Below are 13,410 nucleotides of genomic sequence, written 5' to 3'. Positions count from 1 at the left end.
GATTTCGCGATAGCCGAGTTCGTCGCGTTAGTGCATCACCAGTACCGCGCGGCATTTGGGAGAGAGTCGGCCGATGATGTCGGTGAGACGCTGGCGACGCAGTGCGCGATCGACACCGGCAGCCGCATCGCACGGCGTGGCAAGACGCTCGATGACTTCTTCCAGTTCATCGCCTCCCAGCGGGCTGCGATGGCGTCGCAAGGCGTGTTCCTTGATCAGTTTGGCGGCGATGGTGAACAGGTAGGCTTCGGGATTCTGGATGTCGCTTGCACCTGAGCAATCGGTGCGCAACAGACGCAGATACAGCTCTTGCACGAAATCCTGCGCATCCCCCGCATGCGCAGTGCGCTTGAGGAAATGGCGGTTGAGCATGGCCTGCCGTTCCTCAAACAGCCGCGCCAGCCCGGACGTTGCGTCGGCGGTCACATGCACTCTCAGCGCCGTCGCCGGCAGGTGGTTCGTTTGAAGCCAAGCTAGTGCGCGTTTGTGACGGTTCCGTGAAACGGCTGCATCAGAGTGCGTGGATTCGTGAAGGTTGCGTGATGCCCTGTGTGCATCTATCGACGAATCTGAATATCGAGCCTTGCACGGACACGACGGGCACTTTCAGGGGCATCTTCAGGTAGGGCACATTCGGCCCGCCGTCAGACCTTGGCACGCCAGGGCTGACGGCTTTTGTGTGAACTCGCAACGATGCTCCAACGCATCTCGGAATAGGGGATTGGCTATGGAGGGAAAACACATGCAGCATGCATCGAATCGCTGGTTGGGTCGTCTTGTGGCAACGGGCCTGTTGACCATGACCTTGGCAACGACGAGCGCCATGGCAGGCGATGGACTGCCATCCACGGGTCTTGGTCAGGCTTGGCCTAACACCACCGACGTGAGTGCCAACCCGCATTGGCACGTGTACGTGTTCGAACGCAATGGCATCCGTTTCGTCCAGATCAATGATCTGAGCGGCAAGGTGCGCGCGGCATTTGCCGCGTCGGGAAGGAATTTCCTTGCATTGCCCGTGGGTGTGGATGCGACGCGGCTGGCCACGCCGCAAGAGCCTTTGCCGGCACCCGCCGGAACGACGGGAGAGACGGTCTATCAGGACGGGTCGGTCAAGGTGCTGATGGCGCCACAACCTGATGGCACGTCACGAGTCTTTGTCGCCAACGGTGACTGCACAGACCCTATCGAGTGCAGCTCACGCATCAACTGATCGTTGCAAGACTTGAGAGCCGGGCGCTTCTATACGGAAGCGCCCTGGTTCAGCGGCACGGTGCGCAGTGAGTCGTGCAGTAGCAGCGTCACGCTGAAGCCATCGGGAAGATCGCGCTGGTGCACGTTTCCACCGTAGATATGGGCCCGGTCACGAATGCTTGGCATGCCAAGCCCGCTCGCACCCAACAGGGTCATGGCTTGCTTCCACGATTCGTGCGCTTGCGGTAGCTGACGCACGTCATCGCGTTCGCTGCCGGCGATGGAGGTTGGCTCGCCAATCAGGCGCATGACGACCCAGCGCCGACCGCCGGTGAAGCCTCCGCGCAGCCGCAAATGGATGTTCTGCGTCGGCCCGCGCGCCAATAGGTACACCAGCACCTCGCAAGCCAGCCGGTACAGCGCCAGATGGACGTCCGGCGCCAACTGGCTGAGGCCGCGCCCCGATAGATCGCACTGGTAGGTGGCGCCAGCCATGTGAATCGCCTGGGCAAACGGCCCTTCACGCAAGGTGGCAGGCACGCCGCGTTCCTTCCAGCCTCGTGGATAGAGCGCGTTGGCCAGCCGATGCATTTCATGTTGAGCGAGCGCGACCTGCCTTGAGTAGGTGTGCTCCTCGTTCGCCGGCAGCACGTGCCGCAGGCGTTCAAGCAATCGGCTGTGGTTTTCGCGAATGCTTTGCCCGATATGTTCAAGGGCATCGGCGGCCTGGCGCATGCGCAGTTCTTCCAGGTACAGGCCCTGCTGGGCCAGCTGGAATCCCCGCAGGGTGTCGAGATGCCCGGAATGCGCGGAATGTGCCTGGCGAGCGATACGCGAACCGAGCATGAGCAAGGTAGTCACGGCAAAGCCCATGAGTGCCTGGGCCTGGATGACGGCCGGATCGCGGACGATGGAAGAAGTCATTGTCACGGCAATGCTGGCCAGCGTTCCGCCCAAGGCGGCTCCCTGCCAGCCGTGACGTGCGGTCAGCCACGCGACGGGCAGGAACATGGCAATGCGGAACACCTGCATGGTGTCCCCCTGGCTGCTGAATACCAGTCCCATGAGCACGAACAACGAAATGAGCACGCCCGTGACGCAGTCGCGCACCAGGGGGCTATGCCATAGAGACGCCTCCGGAGCCGTGCCGGTGTTTCCGGCCTGCCAGAGATAAATGGCTATGGCGGTTGGTGCGATGGCCAATGCACCCAGGTAGTTGCCCAGGAAATAGCCGAAGATGATCTGGGCGGTGACGAGGGGTGGCATCTCGCCGGACGGCAGCTGCACCGAAGCGAGCACGATCACGTTGCTGACCGCCGTGAGTACGGCCCCCGCCAGGGTGACGCCCAACAGCATGGCCATGTTGATCTGGTGTGCGCCCAACAGCAGTCGTGCATGTCGCCGACACCACGCCACCACCACCGCCAACGGCAGGATCGGCGGCACCGCCGCCAGCAACGCCCAGCGCCAGCCGAAATCGTCGCGACAATGCCAGGCGTGATAGCCGACAGAGAGAGTCTCGCCGACAATCAGTGCGGGCCAGTAGCGATAGGGGAACAGCAGCAGGCAAGCCACCCGCAGCCCCGCCGGCAAGTTCCAATGCGAAACCGAAACGTCCCGAAGCAACACGTAGCTGAGTGCATAAGCAACTGTGACCGCCAGTTGGCGACCCCAGGTACGCAGCACGTTTCGTTCCCCCATGACTTCCTCCCCCCGTGGTTATCAATGCTCCGCAGGTTCTTTTTGATCTTGGCTATGCAGGCGACTGGACGAGTCGCCTTGGCCTCTTTGCCCTGAGTATTTCTCGGCGTGCCATGGAGCGACACCCCGTCGCCCATCTTTGCCAAGTGCGGGTAAATACCACAGGTGGGGCCTGTATATCTGGTGCAGGTTGGCCTTATCAACAGTCACTCTGGCATGACAAAGAGTGATGTAACGGTGAAGAATCCACACATTGTCAGCGAACGCGAATACTTGCGACGGCTTCCTCACTTTCGCGGAACGTGCGTTCACCCTGGCGCCGCCGTCATGTCGCCCGGAAATGCTCAACCACCGCGTTCACTGGTGATCTCGACACCTTCGCGCATGGCCTTCGTTACCGGTGTATTGGCCACGATCTCCAGCAGCCGCTGCCATTGCTCGTCGCTCAGTGGCTGGTTGGAGTGCAGAGTGCGCTGCACGTGCAGCTTGCCGTCATCGTCGCGCTCCAGCTTCAGCTCGGCGCGGAACTCTCCCAGATCCCAGCCCTTGCGCTGCGCATACATGCGCAACGTGATGGCGGTGCACGCCGCGAGTGACGCCAGGTAGTAGTCGAACGGTGCGGGCCCGGCACCGTGGCCGCCGAGCTTTTCCGGCTCGTCGGTGTCCATCGCGAAATGCCCGGCATTGATGTGATGGAGAAAGTTGCTATCGGTGGACACGATGGTGGCGAATGAAACACGTGACATGGTGCAAGGCTCCTGTGTGATTTCACGCGGCTGTTAGAGCTGCGTATGGAAGATCGTGGCGACCGTCATCATCGGCATGGCGAGCGTAGGTGGTGTGGATGGCCGCGCCAAGTGCTCCTTCACGCACTCAATTCAGGCGTGCAATTGGACCTTGGTCGTGCTCGATACGTCGCTGTGAAAGGCGCGATGGCGATGCGATGTCGAGATGGCGGCGATATAATCGGCGCACGTGTGCATCCTCTTTTCACACATGCACGTGTCGCGCACCGGAGCCTACCGGCAAGCGAATGGATATCGAGTCCACGCCGGCACGCATCGACCGTATGCTTCTCCCTTCTGGATGATCCTCGCCATGCGTTCCTCCGCACTCGCTGTCGCCATTGCGCTCTGTCTCGTCCTGGCCGGTTGCGTCACCAGCAAGGGATTGCACACGACGGGAGCCATGACCCATGCGGACAGCCTCAAGTCCGAGCGCAGCCTGTCTGAAGTGCAGCTCAGCTCCACGGCGTGGCCGACGCAGGACTGGTGGGTTGCTTATGGCGATCCGCAGCTCAGCGCACTCATCGACGAAGCACTGAAGACCAACCCCAGCCTGGACCAGGCCCAGGCGCGTGCGCGCCAGGCGCAGGCCGTGGCTGCGAGTTTCAATGCGGGTCGTCTGCCGCAGGCGCAGCTTGATGCCTCCATCACGGGGGCACGGTTGTCCAGCAAGGATTTCGTTTACCCGATTTACACCCTGGGTACGTTTGCCTGGAGCAAGTCGATCACCGCCGGCTTTTCCTGGGACCTGGATCTGTGGGGTGGCAAGCGTGCCGCGTGGGAGGCAGCGCTTGGTCGCAGCCGTGCCGCGCAGATCGACGCTTATGCCGCGCGCATCGAGTTATCAGTGAATGTGGCGCGCGCTTATGTCCGATTGAGCTACGCCTTTGCGCAGAAGGATGTGGCCGAGGCCGAACTGCAGCGCGCCTCCCAGTCGCTCGATGTCACCCGCAAGCTGGTGGCGGGCGGTCTCGACACGCCACAGCAGGAGCATCTGGCCGACTCGCAGCTGGCCGGCGCCGAGCAGCAGAAGGTGGCAGCCGATCGCGCCATCGACGCAGCGCGCAGCAGTCTTTCCATCCTGCTGGGACAGGGGCCCGATCGCGGCCTCGCTATCGAGCGGCCGCACATGGTCGATCGTGGCCCAGCCGTGCTGCCTGACAAGTTGCCGGTGGACCTGGTGGGCCGTCGTGCGGACCTGGTGGCCGCGCGCTGGGAAATCGAAGCCGCCAACAAGGACATCAAAGCGGCCAAAACCGAATTCCTGCCCAACATAAGCCTTAGTGCGATGGCTGGTTTTGTTGCCGTGGGCGGTGGCGTCAATGTGCTGCAGCTGCCAGCGCGCACTTATGCGGTTGCCCCCGCGCTCAGCCTGCCCATTTTCGACGGTGGTCGCCGTCGCGCACATCTGTCCATCGCCGATGCGGATTACGACGCTCTGGTGGCTCGCTACAACGGCCTGCTGGTCACCGCGTTGAATGACGTCTCCGATCAGGTATCCGCGCTGTCGTCGGTGCGCGAGCAGATCGTGTTGGAAAAGCGCTCCGTGGACGATGCACAGAAGAGCTGGGACGACGCCATGAAGGCGTACAAGGGCGGCCTGAAAGGTCCGTTGACACCACTTACCAGCCGACAGCAACTTCTGACTGCCCAGCAGCGGCTCGCACTGCTGGAAAGCGAGCAGGCCGATATTTCGGTCCGGTTGATCGAGGCGCTGGGTGGTGGTTTCGACGGTGCCGCCGAGGTGGCCGACATTCCGTCAGGGCAGCCGCAACAGGCTTCAGCCGCCAAGGATGTTCCGCGTTGAGTGACGCTACGTTTTGATCTGGTGCCTCTGGCTGAACACCTTCCCAGGCAGGGCGTGAAAACCGCTTGTGGCAACCCTATATTGGGCAGAAGCCACGGAAGAAATACACCGCGGGCAACTCACCCATCGCGCCAGCAATGGCGCATCGCCACTGCATTCGGGAGGCGAGCATCATGGCTACAGGCTGGGCCGGCGACGGCGCCGTACAGGATCAGATCGATGCGACCGTGGAAGATGCGGTCAAGCGTGCACGCAGCCGGCTGCAGAAGGGCCCAGGCCTGACGCACTGCGAGGAATGCGATGCAGCCATCCCCGCAGCACGCCGTGAGGCTGTGCCAGGCGTACGCCTGTGCGTTGCCTGCCAGGAAGCGCATGACCGTGAACAGGCCGCCCAGAGCGGCTACAACCGACGTGGCAGCAAGGATAGTCAGCTGCGCTGAACGTGGGGTGCCTTGACACTTGTGCACCATGCGGTGGTCAATATGGTGTTCCCCGCAGTTAAAGAGCGCCTGATCGTATGACGATGTCCTTCTGCATCCGCCACCGCCAGATCCCCGCTGCCGGCGAGGCGACCCCATGAGCGACCGTATCAGTCCATTGGCCGGCAAACCTGCGCCCGAAACGCTACTGGTAGATGTCGCCAAATTACGCGATGCCTATGAGGACCTTCGCCCGGACCCGGCTGTGCCAGCTCAGCGCGTAGCGTTCGGCACGTCCGGGCACCGAGGCAGCTCCTTCGAGCGCAGCTTCAACGAATGGCACGTGCTGGCGGTGACTCAGGCGATCTGCGAATACCGCAAGAGCAAGGGCATCGACGGCCCGCTCTACATCGGCATCGACACCCATGCGCTGTCGCAACCGGCGTTCGAAAGCGCGCTGGAAGTGCTGGCTGCCAACCAGGTGCAAACCATGATCGCCATGGGCGGTGAATACACGCCCACGCCGGCCATCTCGCACGCCATCCTTACCCACAATCGCGGCCGCAGCGCTGGCCTTGCCGATGGCATCGTGGTGACGCCGTCGCACAATCCGCCCGATGGCGGCGGCTTCAAGTACAACCCGCCCAACGGCGGCCCGGCGGACACCGATGTCACCGGCTGGGTCCAGCAGCGCGCCAATGCCCTGATCGAAGGCGGGCTGCGCGAAGTGCACCGCGTCCCGTTCGCGCAGGCACTGCGCGCCTCGACCACGCACCAGCATGACTTTATCGCCGCCTATGTGGGCGACCTGTCACAAGTGATCGATTTCGATGCGATCCGCGGTAGCAGCGTGCATCTTGGCGTGGACCCGCTCGGTGGTTCCGGCGTGCACTACTGGGCGCCAATCGCCGAGCGCTATGGCATCGACCTTACTGTGGTCAGCAATGAGGTCGACCCCACGTTTCGTTTCATGAGCGTGGACTGGGACGGCAAGATACGCATGGACCCTTCGTCGTCCTACGCCATGCAGCGCCTGATCGATCTGAAGGACCGGTACGACGTCGCGTTCGCCTGTGACACCGACCACGATCGCCACGGCATCGTCACTCGCAGCAGCGGCCTGCTGCTGCCCAATCATTATCTGTCGGTGATGATTGACTACCTGTTCCGTCACCGGCCGCAATGGCGCAGCGATGCAGCGGTGGGCAAGACGTTGGTGAGTTCGGCGCTGATCGATCGCGTGGCAAAGCGCCTGGGGCGCAAGCTCCACGAGGTGCCGGTGGGCTTCAAATGGTTCGTCGACGGTCTGTTCGATGGCTCGCTAGGTTTCGGTGGCGAGGAAAGTGCGGGCGCATCGTTCCTGCGTCGTGACGGCTCGGTATGGAGTACCGACAAGGACGGCATTGCCGCCGCGCTGATGTCTGCCGAGATCGCCGCGCGCACCGATCGTGATCCGGGCGAACTGTATCGGCAGATGACTGGCGAACTGGGTCGCCCGGTGTCCGAGCGCGTGGACGCACCAGCCAACGTCGAGCAGAAAGCGCGCTTGTCGAAACTTTCGCCGCAACAGGTGAAGAGCACCGAGCTGGCCGGCGAAAAGATCGAGAGCGTTCTGGATCGCGCGCCGGGCAACGGTGCCCCCATCGGTGGCATCAAGGTGGCTTCCGCCAATGGCTGGTTCGCCGCCCGGCCATCGGGCACCGAGGACATCTACAAGATCTACGCGGAAAGCTTCAAGGACGAAGCGCACCTGCAGCATCTGCTGCAGGAGGCACAGCTCATGGTCGATCAGGCTTTGAACGCCGCGTAGCAGGGCAGGCCGCATGGAGCGATCCGGGCGGATCGCTCCATCGTTTCCTGCTTAAACCGGTGGCGGGTTCCGCTCCGCGAAACCACGCTGGTGCCAGTACGGATAAACCGGAGTTACCTGGCTGGCCGCATCCAGTTTGGCCATCTGATCCGAAGTGAGGTTCCAACCGATGGAGCCGAGATTCTGCCGCAGCTGTTCCTCGTTGCGCGCACCAATCACCACGGTCGAAACGGTGGGACGCTGCAGCAACCAGTTCAACGCGACCTGCGGCACGCTCTTGCCGGTTTCCGCAGCAACCTCGTCCAGTGCATCGACCACGCGATAGAGATATTCGTCGTTTACCTGCGGACCTATGTCCGCTGTCTTGTGCAGGCGACTCTGTGCGGGCAGGGCAGCGCCACGACGCAGCTTGCCGGTAAGGCGGCCCCAGCCCAGCGGGCTCCACACGACCGCACCCACGCCCTGGTCCAGGCCAAGCGGCATCAGCTCCCACTCGTAGTCGCGACCGATCAGCGAGTAATAAGTCTGGTTGGCGATATAGCGTGGATAACCATAGCGATCTGCCACGTCCAGGGATTTCATCAAGTGCCAGCCTGAGAAGTTGGACACACCCACGTAGCGGATCTTGCCGGCGCGAACCAGATCGTCCAGCGTGGAAAGCGTTTCCTCAACCGGTGTCATGGCGTCAAAGCCGTGCAGCTGAAACAGGTCGATGTAGTCGGTGCCAAGGCGCTTGAGCGAGGCATCGCAGGCCTTGAGTAAGTGGAAGCGTGACGAGCCGACGTCGTTGGCGTCCTGGCCAGAGCGGAAGGTGGCCTTGGTGGAGATGAGCACGCGATCACGGCGGCCCTTGATCGCCTCGCCAAGCACCGATTCGGCCACACCGTCCGAGTAAATGTCCGCGCTGTCGAACATGTTGAGGCCTGCATCGAGACAGATATCGATCAGTCGTTTCGCTTCTGCGACATCGGTGTTGCCCCAGGCACTGAAGAGCTCGCCCTTGCCGCCGAACGTGCCCGTGCCAAAACTCAGCACCGGGACACGAAAGCCCGATGCACCAAGTTGCCGGTATTCCATGAGAGAACCCCTTAGCGTGGTGGAGACTTTCTTGATGGGGACAGACGAAGCCAATCCAAGGCTTGTCTCGGCCAGAAGGCCATATCCCTTGATCGAAGCGCTCGGTGGCGCACGGAATATCCACCATCAGCCGCTGGCTTCCAGCAACTGATGGGCACCCGTTGATGGATCGACGGCTAGTCCCGGCCGTCCCGCGCGCGGATGCCCTTGCTCGCGTACGCGACAGCATCATGCGGGTGCAGGCTTTCCTGATGTTCCAGCCGGAGGTCATAGTCCGTGATGGCGTCATACGCGTCGAGAGCGCGTTGGATGCGGCGTGCGGCGTCCTCGCAGAACATCAGGTTGCCGCCATTGGCAAGTGCGAATGCCTGTTCGTCTTCGCGCTTGACTGCCGTTTGCACTGGCGTGCCCAGTGATTGCTCAACGCGGTCGAGCAAGGCCATCAGGTCAAGCGGTGCACCTTCGGCAAAACAGACGTGCAATCGCGCAACGCTCCGTTGTGCATGCGGCGTGGCGACGATGCCTCGATCACTGCCAAGCCAGGCCAGCACGGCGGCATGATCCACCGGCGTTGCCGCATCGAAATCCTTGGTGAACTGCTGCTGGATGAGCTGGCGCGCCAGCGCCGCCGATGCAGGACAGGTCGAGGAGTACACCACTTCTGTACCCAACTGCAGACGAAATCCGCTGGCGTCCAGCGTGGCGTCGATAAATACCGGATAGGCGCGCCAGCCACTGTTGCTGCTGCTGAGTGCGGGGCGGCGCACAAGCTGATCAAAGCGAATGCTGATGCGTGCACAGTCGGACAGGTCGCTCTGTGAATCCAGAAAGGCACGCAACAAGGATCGAAGCATCGGCTCATCGACCGTCTTCGAACTGAGGTACTCATCCACCAGGAGATACAGGCGAGACATGTGGATGCCACGCTGGGAAGGGCGGATGAGATTGACGAAAGCACCGACCCTGGCGACAGAGCGTTGAACATCACCGTCGCCGGCGTCGAAGCGCACCGGCGCCTGGATATCGTTCATGCCCACCCAGTCCAGTGTATCGGCCGGCTCCGGGTGCATCTGGGCGGCCACATCGGGCATCAGGCAAATAGCGTCGTGGTTGATTTTCACAATGGGATTTTCAATGTCTGGCGGAACACAACCGATGGGCGCCATCAATCAAGTCAATGGGCATCTTTCTGCTTGCCTCGCAGTGCCGTCACCGCCGACTCTGCATTCACTTCAAGTGTTCCGTTGGAGACTTTGCTGTTTTTTAGCAAGAGATCGTGAATGGTGCTGGCATCCGATCGTGGTGCGAGCGACAACAGCAAGGCGGCGATGCCGCTTACGTGTGCAGCGGCCATCGACGAGCCGGAAGTGAAGTCATACCCGCCGCTCGGCTGGGTCGTCAGTATGTCGTTTCCGGGAGCGCTCAAAATGCCCGATGACGCCGTCGATGCGCTGCTCGTTCGAACGACGATGACCCCCGCCGCACCGTCGGGAAATCCCTTCACGTTTCCATCCGGTGGCAGGGCGGCAATCACGATGCGGCCTTGGTTGAGCAACTGGACCAGCAGCTTGCTGAGCAGCGGATCGGCGGGGCCGCCCAGGCTGAGGTTCACGATTCGGGCGTCCGTATCGATGATCGCTGCAAGGGCTTTGGCAAGCGTGAAGGAGTTGCAGCGAGCGCCGGTTTTTGAATCCGGCGGATACCAACATGCCTTGTAAACGCTGAGGATGGCCTTGGGCGCTATTCCGACGATACCTTGATGATTGTCACCAACGGCGCTGATGACGCCGGCGACTTCGGTGCCATGGCGGTCATGGTTGAACGCGGTTACGTCGTCATCCACCAGGTTGCGTACGTCGTGGATGTTTCCCTGAAGATCAGGGTGCAACGTATCGACGCCCGTATCGACGATTGCGACATGAACCCCGCTGCCTTGACTCAGGTTATGCGCGAGGGCGGCATCCGTATCGACAAAGCCTTGTTGAAGATCAGCATAAGGGTCGTTGTACTTGTGCGGCTCCTGAGGTTTTTCCGCATAGACGGAGTAATCCTGCAGCGGCTGCGCAAGTTGTACCCGATCATCCTTGGCGAGCGCGGCGAGCAATGCATCGCGAGCCATGCCGGGCGGCGGCTCAAGCACGACGCAGTACAAGCCAAGGGCCTTGATGGGCCAGCCCGCGACTTCATGCATCCCGTAGCTTTGCTTCAGCTCTGTCAGGGTGGCAGTGGCGCGCTGACCGGCGCCGTAGATTCCTGATGACGCATAACCCAGCAGGCTGGAGCCGGCGTGGGTAGAGAGCGGTTCAAGCGGGTTGGCGACAGCCAGCACGATGTCGCGCTGGCTGTCCATGGAATACACGCTGCTGACGGGTGTGCTTGGCGCGGCGTCATTACCCATGGCCGCCGTCGGACGCGAGGGCGCACAGCCACTCAGGACCGTTACTGCTGCGACGAGGGCAAGAACACCGCGTTTCATGGCGCGGTGGCGACAGGCTCCGCCAGGCGGATACCCTGCGTGGCACGTAGTTGCTGCAGCACGGGTTGCGTCGCGGAAGTGGAGCCCATGGTGATGACGGTATAGGCGCCCACATCGTTGGGGCCGCCAATGATTTGCAGGTGAAGGGTGTGAAGCACCGCATCCCAGTCGCCCAGCTTCATGGTCGGCTCGGGCACAACGTGAATTGCACCTGCGGGCACGGGCAAGGAGTCCTGGCTCAGGGTGCGGTACGGCGGAGTTTCACCTTGTGACGACAGCTTTGTCCCCAATACGCCGATACCGATAGCCTGGATCAACACTGCGGCGACCAGCGCGCGGGTAAACCAGCTGCTCGACCGCTGACGGAGCGGTGCTTCCTGCGGTTCGGGCATATCAAGGCGGGCCAGCAAGCGCTTCAAGCCGACGTTCGCGTCAAGGCGAATATCCGAGGGCAGCGACATGGCCAACTTCAGACGGCTTTGCTGGGCATACTCGGCACGGCACGATTCGCACTCAGCCAGGTGCTCCATCAACCAGTCGCCTTGCTCTTGCGAAGCGCTGCCCTGCAGTACCCAGGGCATGGCCTCCCATGCACGCGCGCAGTCCCTTCCAGTATCGATCGGGGACTTCATGAGGAACTCTCCTTGTGTTCGGGCGTGTCTCCCGCCAGGGAGGGGAGCACGTTGCGCAACTTGACTCGCGCATGAAATAGCCGCGCCTTAATCGTGCCTACGGGGCACTGCATGATCACGGCGACGTCGTCCAGGGTGTGACCCACGCCGTAGACCAACTCGATCACGACCCGTTGATCGGCGGACAGGCGATTCAGCCCTTTGCCCAACCAGTCGCGCAACTCCCGGTCCTCATCCGGATCATGGGACGGCACGCGATCATCCCGCGCGTCGTCCTCGACCGGTTCGTCACCGTGTTGTCTCAGCGCCTTGAGTCCGCAGCGATACGCAATGCCCATGATCCACGTCGAAACACGTGAATCACCATGAAAGCTGCCCGCCTTCTGCCAGACGATCCAGAAGCAGTCGTTGATGACTTCTTCGATGACATCGGGGCGTCGGGTCAGTCGGGTGAGGAAGCGGCTCAACCTGCCGTGATAACTGCGATACAGCATGGACAATGCGGCGCGGTCTCCCGCCGCCATGCGCTGGATAAGCATGCGATCGTTCGCGTTAGCATCGATATCGGCATCGTTCATAGGCTGAAGGGGCAGTCGGATGGCCGTTACTGGCTCATTGTGGGTGCCGTCCCTGCGCGAAATGGTTGCCCCTGAATCAAAAGGATCGCGAAATGGTGGCGACCCAGGGTGAGGCGTTCAGGCCGTTCGATGGTTGGCGAGATCCCAGATCGTTCACGACACGATCGACTTCTACTCGCCAGGGCCCGTAGCTCCACGTCAATCCCGCGTGACCGTAGCTGTAGGAACTTACGCGGTTGTAGCTGTAGCGGAAGGCGCGACCATTGGCCAGATGGCGGTAACCATATGACTCAACTAGGGTTTCGGCGACGCCGGCTCCCGTGGAAAGAGAAAAATGCTGCCCCAATGGCCAATGGAAGTTGAGATCGGCCGCACCATGCGGCCCGTTGTCCCGCGCACCGATGAACCAGAGGGCCGACACGCCAAACGTCAGAATGTCCCGGTAAGTCCAGCTCAGGCCCGCTTCCGTTCGGTCATAAACGCCCGAATGGGTATCGCCGCCATAGTCGTAGTACAGCAAGCTGGCTTGCGTTTGCCAGTTGCTGGAAAGCGACCAGTAACGCGATACCTGCGCCATGGATTCGGCAATATGCCCAGGTGAGCGCACCTCGACACCTCCTGACAGGCCCAGCGACCAGCCTGCGGGGTTCCAGGATATAGCGCCCTGCAAAATGGGAGTGGAAGGCGTCATGGCCAGGCCGCGGTCAACCAGCTGCGAGCTGAGTGCCACTGCACCAGTCACGTTGGCGGACTGAGCGAGAAGCGGTACGGAAAAGCATGCAGCCATGGCTGCTGAAACGACACCGATGCCGGCGCGGACCAGGGGACTGTTCTGCAGCCTCACATCAGCCATGCCCTTCATCGTTGGAACGCCCCGAGGCTGCCATCGTGCATGGCAATACCGCCCGCTACAGGTACGAGGGGCTTATAGTCC

At 61.8% G+C, this 13,410-nt stretch carries 13 protein-coding genes; 4 read left to right on the top strand and 9 right to left on the bottom strand.

The features are described 5' to 3' along the window. Positions 1-27 precede the first annotated feature (27 nt). A complete protein-coding gene (locus AC3CBN_RS15575; RefSeq protein WP_488633910.1) occupies positions 28-426 on the bottom strand; it encodes an RNA polymerase sigma factor in 399 nt (132 codons plus the stop codon). Between the two features lie 316 nt (positions 427-742). Here AC3CBN_RS15575 and AC3CBN_RS15570 point away from each other — a divergent pair, with 316 nt between their 5' ends. Continuing rightward, positions 743-1,210 (top strand): hypothetical protein, encoded by a 468-nt coding sequence (locus AC3CBN_RS15570; protein ID WP_488633909.1) that lies wholly within the window; start codon positions 743-745, stop codon positions 1,208-1,210. Between the two features lie 29 nt (positions 1,211-1,239). Here AC3CBN_RS15570 and AC3CBN_RS15565 read toward each other — a convergent pair whose 3' ends face one another. Both AC3CBN_RS15565 and AC3CBN_RS15560 read right to left on the bottom strand, forming a co-directional pair. Further along, complete coding sequence (locus AC3CBN_RS15565; RefSeq protein WP_488633908.1) at positions 1,240-2,892, bottom strand: MASE1 domain-containing protein; 1,653 nt, start codon at positions 2,890-2,892, stop codon at positions 1,240-1,242. Positions 2,893-3,236: 344 nt separating this feature from the next. Further along, positions 3,237-3,638, bottom strand: coding sequence for an OsmC family protein (locus tag AC3CBN_RS15560; RefSeq protein ID WP_488633907.1), 402 nt, complete (start codon positions 3,636-3,638; stop codon positions 3,237-3,239). A gap of 352 nt (positions 3,639-3,990) precedes the next feature. On the opposite strand from AC3CBN_RS15560, the gene AC3CBN_RS15555 reads away from it, so the two are divergent. The 3 genes from AC3CBN_RS15555 to pgm all read left to right on the top strand — a co-directional run bounded on the left by AC3CBN_RS15555 (position 3,991) and on the right by pgm (position 7,713). Beyond that, positions 3,991-5,484, top strand: coding sequence for an efflux transporter outer membrane subunit (locus AC3CBN_RS15555; RefSeq protein WP_488633906.1), 1,494 nt, complete (start codon positions 3,991-3,993; stop codon positions 5,482-5,484). A gap of 173 nt (positions 5,485-5,657) precedes the next feature. Further along, positions 5,658-5,924, top strand: a complete 267-nt coding sequence (locus AC3CBN_RS15550; RefSeq protein WP_488633905.1) for a DksA/TraR family C4-type zinc finger protein — start codon at positions 5,658-5,660, stop codon at positions 5,922-5,924. 136 nt (positions 5,925-6,060) lie between these two features. Further along, positions 6,061-7,713, top strand: coding sequence for a phosphoglucomutase (alpha-D-glucose-1,6-bisphosphate-dependent) (gene pgm, locus AC3CBN_RS15545; protein WP_488633904.1), 1,653 nt, complete (start codon positions 6,061-6,063; stop codon positions 7,711-7,713). A 51-nt stretch (positions 7,714-7,764) separates the two neighbouring features. Here pgm and AC3CBN_RS15540 read toward each other — a convergent pair whose 3' ends face one another. The 6 genes from AC3CBN_RS15540 to AC3CBN_RS15515 all read right to left on the bottom strand — a co-directional run bounded on the left by AC3CBN_RS15540 (position 7,765) and on the right by AC3CBN_RS15515 (position 13,329). Next, positions 7,765-8,790, bottom strand: a complete 1,026-nt coding sequence (locus tag AC3CBN_RS15540) for an aldo/keto reductase (protein ID WP_488633903.1) — start codon at positions 8,788-8,790, stop codon at positions 7,765-7,767. A gap of 176 nt (positions 8,791-8,966) precedes the next feature. Continuing rightward, positions 8,967-9,881 carry a GTP cyclohydrolase FolE2 gene (gene folE2, locus AC3CBN_RS15535; RefSeq protein WP_488636749.1) on the bottom strand — a complete coding sequence of 305 codons (915 nt, stop codon included), beginning with the start codon at positions 9,879-9,881 and terminating at the stop codon, positions 8,967-8,969. Positions 9,882-9,964: 83 nt separating this feature from the next. Then, complete coding sequence (locus AC3CBN_RS15530; protein WP_488633902.1) at positions 9,965-11,266, bottom strand: S8 family serine peptidase; 1,302 nt, start codon at positions 11,264-11,266, stop codon at positions 9,965-9,967. After that, positions 11,263-11,898: a zf-HC2 domain-containing protein gene (locus AC3CBN_RS15525; protein ID WP_488633901.1), complete on the bottom strand. Its 636-nt coding sequence runs from the start codon at positions 11,896-11,898 to the stop codon at positions 11,263-11,265. Before AC3CBN_RS15525 ends, AC3CBN_RS15530 begins: the two co-directional genes overlap by 4 nt. After that, positions 11,895-12,476 (bottom strand): RNA polymerase sigma factor, encoded by a 582-nt coding sequence (locus AC3CBN_RS15520; RefSeq protein ID WP_488633900.1) that lies wholly within the window; start codon positions 12,474-12,476, stop codon positions 11,895-11,897. Before AC3CBN_RS15520 ends, AC3CBN_RS15525 begins: the two co-directional genes overlap by 4 nt. Positions 12,477-12,552: 76 nt before the next feature. Beyond that, positions 12,553-13,329, bottom strand: coding sequence for a TorF family putative porin (locus AC3CBN_RS15515; RefSeq protein WP_488633899.1), 777 nt, complete (start codon positions 13,327-13,329; stop codon positions 12,553-12,555). Between the last annotated feature and the right edge of the window lie 81 nt (positions 13,330-13,410).

Source organism: Dyella sp. OK584, from assembly GCF_057787755.1.
The sequence above is the reverse complement of the archived record's forward strand: the minus strand, read 5'-3'. Positions and strand labels throughout refer to the sequence as shown.

Coding starts and splice junctions, on each gene's coding strand:
- AC3CBN_RS15570 (WP_488633909.1), top strand. CDS start 743: ATGCAGCATGCATCGAATCGCTGGTTGGGTCGTCTTGTGGCAACGGGC.
- AC3CBN_RS15565 (WP_488633908.1), bottom strand. CDS start 2,892: ATGGGGGAACGAAACGTGCTGCGTACCTGGGGTCGCCAACTGGCGGTC.
- AC3CBN_RS15560 (WP_488633907.1), bottom strand. CDS start 3,638: ATGTCACGTGTTTCATTCGCCACCATCGTGTCCACCGATAGCAACTTT.
- AC3CBN_RS15555 (WP_488633906.1), top strand. CDS start 3,991: ATGCGTTCCTCCGCACTCGCTGTCGCCATTGCGCTCTGTCTCGTCCTG.
- AC3CBN_RS15550 (WP_488633905.1), top strand. CDS start 5,658: ATGGCTACAGGCTGGGCCGGCGACGGCGCCGTACAGGATCAGATCGAT.
- pgm (WP_488633904.1), top strand. CDS start 6,061: ATGAGCGACCGTATCAGTCCATTGGCCGGCAAACCTGCGCCCGAAACG.
- AC3CBN_RS15540 (WP_488633903.1), bottom strand. CDS start 8,790: ATGGAATACCGGCAACTTGGTGCATCGGGCTTTCGTGTCCCGGTGCTG.
- folE2 (WP_488636749.1), bottom strand. CDS start 9,881: ATGCCCGATGTGGCCGCCCAGATGCACCCGGAGCCGGCCGATACACTG.
- AC3CBN_RS15530 (WP_488633902.1), bottom strand. CDS start 11,266: ATGAAACGCGGTGTTCTTGCCCTCGTCGCAGCAGTAACGGTCCTGAGT.
- AC3CBN_RS15525 (WP_488633901.1), bottom strand. CDS start 11,898: ATGAAGTCCCCGATCGATACTGGAAGGGACTGCGCGCGTGCATGGGAG.
- AC3CBN_RS15520 (WP_488633900.1), bottom strand. CDS start 12,476: ATGAACGATGCCGATATCGATGCTAACGCGAACGATCGCATGCTTATC.
- AC3CBN_RS15515 (WP_488633899.1), bottom strand. CDS start 13,329: ATGGCTGATGTGAGGCTGCAGAACAGTCCCCTGGTCCGCGCCGGCATC.